The organism is Paraburkholderia sp. SIMBA_054 (genome assembly GCF_046534875.1).
In the GTDB taxonomy this organism is placed as follows: Bacteria; Pseudomonadota; Gammaproteobacteria; order Burkholderiales; family Burkholderiaceae; genus Paraburkholderia; species Paraburkholderia hospita.
This window is the reverse complement of record NZ_JAWRXV010000018.1, coordinates 183,953-190,019: the sequence shown is the minus strand read 5'-3', so window position 1 is coordinate 190,019 and position 6,067 is coordinate 183,953. Positions and strand designations below refer to the sequence as shown.

The 6,067-nt window shown below is 63.0% G+C and carries 6 protein-coding genes and 1 pseudogene; 1 reads left to right on the top strand and 6 read right to left on the bottom strand.

Annotation, left to right across the window (positions count from 1 at the left end):
• Positions 1–120, top strand: a pseudogene (locus tag SB822_RS22935) (IS5/IS1182 family transposase); the annotation flags it as partial.
• A gap of 39 nt (positions 121–159) precedes the next feature.
• Here the strand turns inward: SB822_RS22935 and SB822_RS22930 are convergent.
• From SB822_RS22930 to sdhA, 6 genes are all read right to left on the bottom strand, one after another.
• A complete protein-coding gene (locus tag SB822_RS22930) occupies positions 160–984 on the bottom strand; it encodes a YncE family protein (RefSeq protein ID WP_410855734.1) in 825 nt (274 codons plus the stop codon).
• Positions 981–1,268, bottom strand: coding sequence for a hypothetical protein (locus SB822_RS22925; RefSeq protein WP_009770025.1), 288 nt, complete (start codon positions 1,266–1,268; stop codon positions 981–983). The genes SB822_RS22930 and SB822_RS22925 overlap by 4 nt, the downstream gene beginning before the upstream one ends.
• 128 nt (positions 1,269–1,396) lie before the next feature.
• On the bottom strand, positions 1,397–2,956 hold the full coding sequence (locus SB822_RS22920) for a methyl-accepting chemotaxis protein (RefSeq protein WP_009770024.1): 1,560 nt from the start codon (positions 2,954–2,956) through the stop codon (positions 1,397–1,399).
• A gap of 335 nt (positions 2,957–3,291) precedes the next feature.
• Complete coding sequence (locus tag SB822_RS22915) at positions 3,292–3,564, bottom strand: succinate dehydrogenase assembly factor 2 (protein WP_079490416.1); 273 nt, start codon at positions 3,562–3,564, stop codon at positions 3,292–3,294.
• 1 nt (position 3,565) lies between these two features.
• Positions 3,566–4,270, bottom strand: a complete 705-nt coding sequence (locus SB822_RS22910; protein WP_007579629.1) for a succinate dehydrogenase iron-sulfur subunit — start codon at positions 4,268–4,270, stop codon at positions 3,566–3,568.
• A 20-nt stretch (positions 4,271–4,290) separates the two neighbouring features.
• The gene (sdhA, locus tag SB822_RS22905) at positions 4,291–6,066 is read right to left on the bottom strand and encodes a succinate dehydrogenase flavoprotein subunit (protein ID WP_007736307.1); all 1,776 of its coding nucleotides are present in this window, start codon (positions 6,064–6,066) and stop codon (positions 4,291–4,293) included.
• Position 6,067: the final 1 nt, after the last annotated feature.

Genomic DNA, 6,067 nt, shown 5'->3' with positions numbered 1-6,067 from the left:
ACCGGCAATTGTCTGTGGGCGCGCACGATCGGCTCCCAGGCGACCGAAGTGGCGGTTCGCGTCGGCGTGCTCAACCGTATGACGGCGCTCGCACGTCCGCAATCCGCTCGCATTGCCTGAATTCAAGATCACACGACCGCCTTTGTCTTCAAACCCGATTTATGCAACAACGCCGTAAGGATGCACGGACAATCCGATTGCCTCGTTGAAGCCGTCGAGCAACACCTCAGCATGCAAGCCCATCTCGTCACGCTGCTGAAGCCGGCTGCGATTCAATGTGTTGCCGAACGGCGGCGCGCCGCGATCGGTCCAGTAAAGGGTCATCGTCGCAGCATCGAGTTCGAGATCGACGGGCTCCGGCAAGTGGTCGAACAGGGTGTCGATATCGTCGCGCGATGCTGTTGACACGCTTTTGCGGCGCGGATTCAGCGGTGCGCGCAGGATGCGTCCCGTGTTCGATTTCGTCGCGCCCTTTTGCGTCCAGTAGAGCTGCTCACGTTCGACATCGAGCGCGAGTCCGACACACCAGTACCGTGCATCCGCCTGTTGATGTGCGCCATAGCCCGTTTGCACGAGCGTCTCCAGTGACGATCCGTCGAGCTTGCAACGCATCACGCGCATGCCTTCGCGGTCGCACCAGTAGAGATGGCCGCCGCGTGGCTCGATGAGCAGTTGCTTTGGCGTGTGCGTTAATCCCGGCGGCACGATGGTCGTGAGGTCGCCGCCGTCGAGATCGCAACGCATGATGAAACCGTCGTTGCGCGACGGCACGCCCATGTTGGTCCAGTAGAGATGACCGCGCGCCGTGTCGATGGCGATGCCGTCCGGTCCCGCACAGCAAGCGTCGACCAGCACTTCGAACCGGCCGCCGTCGCTCGTCGCCGAAAGCACGCGATTGCCGCCGTGGTCGAGAAAGTACAGACGCATGTCATCCGATGCGCCCGCCTGCTCGCCGTGACGTTCCAGAAGCGCGTGCTCCATCATTGACCCGCGACGGCGAAGCCGCGATATGGCAGCAGCGGAACGAGCATCTGGATTTCGAGCTTGCCGGCCAGCATCAGCGGCAGTGCTTCGACGGTGGCACGCGCTGCGCTTTCGTCCGCCGCTTCGATCAGCAGGCACGCACCCGGCAGGTCCGCGCGGGTCCAGATCTGACGAATCGTATCAGTCGCGTACTTCTCCTTGACGTACGCGACTTCCATCGCACGCTGCTCATTCGTGACGGGCGTGGCGTCATGCTTGACGCGCATTGCAAACAGAAATTGCATGAGAACTCCTTCGACTTTCACGTGTTGTTGAACTTACGTGCAGTCTAAGAAGCATGCTCAAACGGAAAAAGACGGCGTTCCGTAAAAGCCTCTTTTACGGAACCTGAAAAATGCGGGCCTGCGGGTGATCAAAACGCCTTAGCAAGACGGAATGCCGAAACGGCTTCGCGCATCGTCTGCGCCTGGCTTTCCAGCGCACTCGCTGCGGCGGCCGCCTGCTCGACGAGCGCCGCATTCTGCTGTGTGACCTGGTCCATCTGGCTCACCGCGTGGCCTACCTGCTCGATGCCGTCGCTCTGCTCGGCCGTCGCTGTCGTGATTTCGCCCATGATGCCCGCGACGTTGCGCACTGACCGCACGATCTCAGTCATCGTCGCGCCCGCCTGCGTGACGAGTCCATTGCCGTTCTGCACGTGATCGAGGGAAGTGCCGATCAGCGCCTTGATCTCGCGTGCGGCGCCCGCGCTGCGCTGCGCGAGCGTGCGCACTTCGCCCGCTACGACGGCGAACCCGCGCCCCTGCTCGCCCGCGCGTGCCGACTCGACGGCCGCATTCAGCGCGAGAATATTCGTCTGAAACGCGATGCTGTCGATCATGCCGATGATGTCCGCGATCTTGCTCGAACTCGAGCTGATCTCGGCCATCGTGTGCACCGCGCGCTCGACCACGTCGCCGCCCTGCTGCGCGAGATCGGCGGCATTCGTGGCAAGCCTGTTAGCTTCGCGCGCGTGCTCGGCGTTCTGCTTCACGGTCGACGTTAGTTGCTCCATGCTCGCCGCCGTTTCTTCGAGCGACGCCGACTGCTCTTCCGTGCGACTCGACAGATCGAGATTGCCCGCCGCGATCTCGCGCGCCGCCGTATGAATTGCTTCACAGCTTTCGCGCACGCCGGAAACCGTCCGCGTGAGGCCCGACTGCATGCGGTGCATCGCGGCGAACAACTGACCGATCTCGCTCTTGCTCGCTTCGGGCACGCGCACCGTCAGATCGTTGGAGGCGATGCGATCGAGCACGTCGGCCGCCTGCGCAAGCGGCGTGGTGACCGTGCGTTGCAACGCGATGTACGCGAGCACGATCAGGCCGACTGCAATCGCGATGCCGAACATCACCGTGCCGACGATCCATTGATAGCGCTGATTGCCGCTCGCGAGCGCATCTTCGGAAAGCTGGTTCGCGAGCTTCTGGAATTTCTCGACGTTCGTCGAATAGGCCGCGCCCGATGCGGTGATGTCGCGATCGTTGAGCGCCGCGTAGGTAGCCGTGTCGCCGTTGCGCAATGCGTCGGCGGCACGGTTGAGCGTCGTGGCAAGTTGCGTCGCCGAATCGAGCAGTTGCTGCTTGAGCGCAGCGTCCATGCCGTCGAACGCATCCGACTTCTCGAAAGCCTGCGTCTCGCGCACGGACAGGTCGAGCGAGCGTTGCGCGCTCTGCAGCGCCGAGTCGCGCGTGGCCGTGTCATTGCGCTCCTTCAGCGCGGAGTAAGCGCGCACCATCGCCGAACGCGTGCGCGTCGTGTCCTTGTACGCATCGTTGACGAGAATCGTCTGACGCGCCATATCCCGCAGATTTTGCGCATTGCCGTTGGTGATCTTCAGCGCCCCGATGCCGACCACGCCGCCCAGCAGAATCATCGTCGCGAATACCACAAGCAATGCAAGAAGGCTGGCCCGTACTGTCATGTTGCGCATGCTGATCGATGCCAGCACGCGCCGGCGAAGAGTTAAGTCAACAGCTTAACGGCAGTATCGGGCAGCGCTTTAGGACATTCGGGAAATATCGACTGGTTCGGACGGTCGATTGTGGCTAACTGGTTCGTTCACAGTTTCATTGGAGCAGTCGCATCGGTGTAGACGCGCGAACCGGGCTATTACAGCGCGAGCGCGTTAATTGCGATGTTCGGGGAAGGGGTCGGCGAAGCGCCGCGAAGAAATCTCGCGTCGGGCGGAGGCGGTTGACCTCGCCCGAGCGAGCAATGCGTGAAGAGAGGCGCTGCTTTTGCCAGAGCTTACTGCGCGGCTGTGGTTCACACAGTACGCAGTATCTCCAGCACCCGCGCGACATCTGCGTCGGCGAGGTCGCCCTCCGGTTCCTTGCGGGCGAGCAGCAAGTCCATCAGGTCGTTATCGCTTAGTTCGAGCAGGCGCGTGAGCGCGCCTACGTCTGCATCACTGAGATCATGCTCATATCGGCTAAAAAAACGCTCGAAGATCAGATCGTTTTCCAGCAGGCCACGTCGTGCACGCCAGCGGAGACGCGCGCGACGCAGCGGGTCGGACTGATGCGATGTTTCGTCCATCTCAGACCGCCCGGCGCACCATCAATTCCTTGATCTTGCCGATCGCCTTCGTCGGATTGAGCCCCTTCGGGCACACGTCGACGCAGTTCATGATCGTATGGCAACGGAACAGACGGTACGGATCTTCCAGGTTGTCCAGCCGCTCGCCCGTCGCCTCGTCGCGGCTGTCCGCGATGAAACGGTAGGCTTGCAGCAGACCCGCCGGGCCGACGAACTTGTCCGGATTCCACCAGAAGCTCGGGCACGACGTCGAGCAGCTCGCGCACAGAATGCACTCGTACAGGCCGTCGAGTTCGTCACGCTCTTCCGGCGACTGCAGGCGCTCCTTTTCCGGCGGCGGCGTGTCGTTGATCAGATACGGCTTGATCGAGTGATACTGGTTGAAGAACTGCGTGAAGTCGCAGATCAGGTCGCGCACCACGGGCAGCCCGGGGAGCGGTCGCAGCACGATCTTCTGCGGCAGGTCGTTCAGGTTCGTCAGGCAGGCAAGACCGTTCTTGCCGTTGATGTTCATCGCGTCCGAGCCGCAGACACCCTCGCGGCACGAGCGGCGGAACGACAGCGTTTCGTCCAGTGCCTTCAGCTTCACCAGCGCGTCGAGCAGCATGCGCTCGTGCGAGTCGATCTCGATCTCGTACGTCTGCATGCGCGGCGCGGCGTCCCTGTCCGGGTCGTAGCGGTAGATTTCGAATGTACGCTTGGCCATGGTGTGGGGTCCTTTGTGCTTTAGAAGGTACGCGCTTTGGGCGGCACCGATTCGACCGTCAGCGGGTTCATGTGAACCGGCTTGTAGTCGAGCCGGTCGCCTTCGCTGTACCACAGCGTATGGCGCAGCCAGTTTTCGTCGTCGCGATGTTCGAAGTCGTTCTGCGCGTGCGCGCCGCGGCTTTCCTTGCGGGCTTCCGCCGACACCATCGTCGCGCGCGCGACCTCGATCAGGTTCTCCACTTCGAGCGCTTCGACGCGCGCCGTGTTGAACACCTTCGACTTGTCCTTCAGGTGGATATTCCCGACACGTGCGGCCACTTCGCGAATGCGCTCGACGCCTTCCGCCAGCAGCGCCGACGTGCGGAACACGCCTGCGTGCGCCTGCATCGTCGAGCGGATATCGTTCGCCACGTTCTGCGCGTATTCGCCCGAGCTGGAGTTGTCCAGCTTCGCCAGACGCGACAGCGCGAAATCAGCGGCATCGGCCGGCAGCGGCTTGTGATCCTTGATTTCCTTCACGTGCTTGACGATGTGGTTGCCCGCCGCGCGGCCGAATACCACGAGATCCAGCAGCGAGTTCGTGCCCAGGCGGTTCGCGCCGTGCACCGACACGCACGAGCATTCGCCCACCGCGTAGAAACCGTTGATCGGGTCTTCGTGGCCCTTCGCGGTGCCGACGACCTGACCGTGAATGTTCGTCGGAATGCCGCCCATCTGGTAGTGGATGGTCGGCACAACCGGGATCGGCTCCTTGATGCAGTCGACGTTCGCGAACTTCAGCGCGATTTCGCGGATCGACGGCAGACGCTTCATGATCGTCTCAGCGCCGATGTGCGACAGGTCGAGCAGCACGTGGTCCTTGTTCGGACCGACGCCACGGCCTTCCTTGATTTCCTGGTCCATCGAACGCGAGACGAAGTCGCGCGGCGCCAGATCCTTCAAGGTAGGCGCGTAACGCTCCATGAAGCGCTCGCCGTCCGAGTTACGCAGGATGCCGCCTTCGCCGCGCACGCCTTCCGTGATCAGCACGCCTGCGCCTGCGACGCCCGTCGGGTGGAATTGCCAGAATTCCATGTCTTCGAGCGGGATGCCCGCGCGTGCGGCCATGCCCAGGCCGTCGCCCGTATTGATGAACGCATTGGTCGACGCCGCGAAGATCCGGCCCGCGCCGCCCGTGGCGAACAGCGTGGTCTTGCCTTCGAGAATGTAGACGTCGCCCGTTTCCATTTCCAGCGCGGTCACGCCGAGCACGTCGCCTTCGGCGTCGCGGATCAGGTCCAGCGCCATCCATTCGACGAAGAACGTGGTCTTCGCCGCGACGTTCTGCTGGTACAGCGTGTGCAGCAGCGCGTGGCCGGTCCGGTCAGCCGCCGCGCACGCGCGCTGCACGGGCTTTTCGCCGTAGTTGGCCGTGTGGCCGCCGAACGGGCGCTGGTAGATCGTGCCGTCCGCGTTACGGTCGAACGGCATGCCGAAGTGTTCCAGTTCGTAGACGGCGTTCGGTGCTTCGCGGCACATGAACTCGATCGCGTCCTGGTCGCCGAGCCAGTCGGAGCCCTTGATCGTGTCGTAGAAGTGGTAGTGCCAGTTGTCTTCGCTCATGTTGCCGAGCGAGGCGCCGATGCCGCCTTGCGCCGCAACGGTGTGCGAGCGCGTCGGGAACACCTTCGACAGCACGCAGACGGACAGGCCCGCACGCGCGAGTTGCAGCGACGCGCGCATCCCCGAGCCGCCCGCGCCAACGATGACCACGTCGAAGCGGCGACGCGGCAGGGAATTCTTGATTGCAGCCATT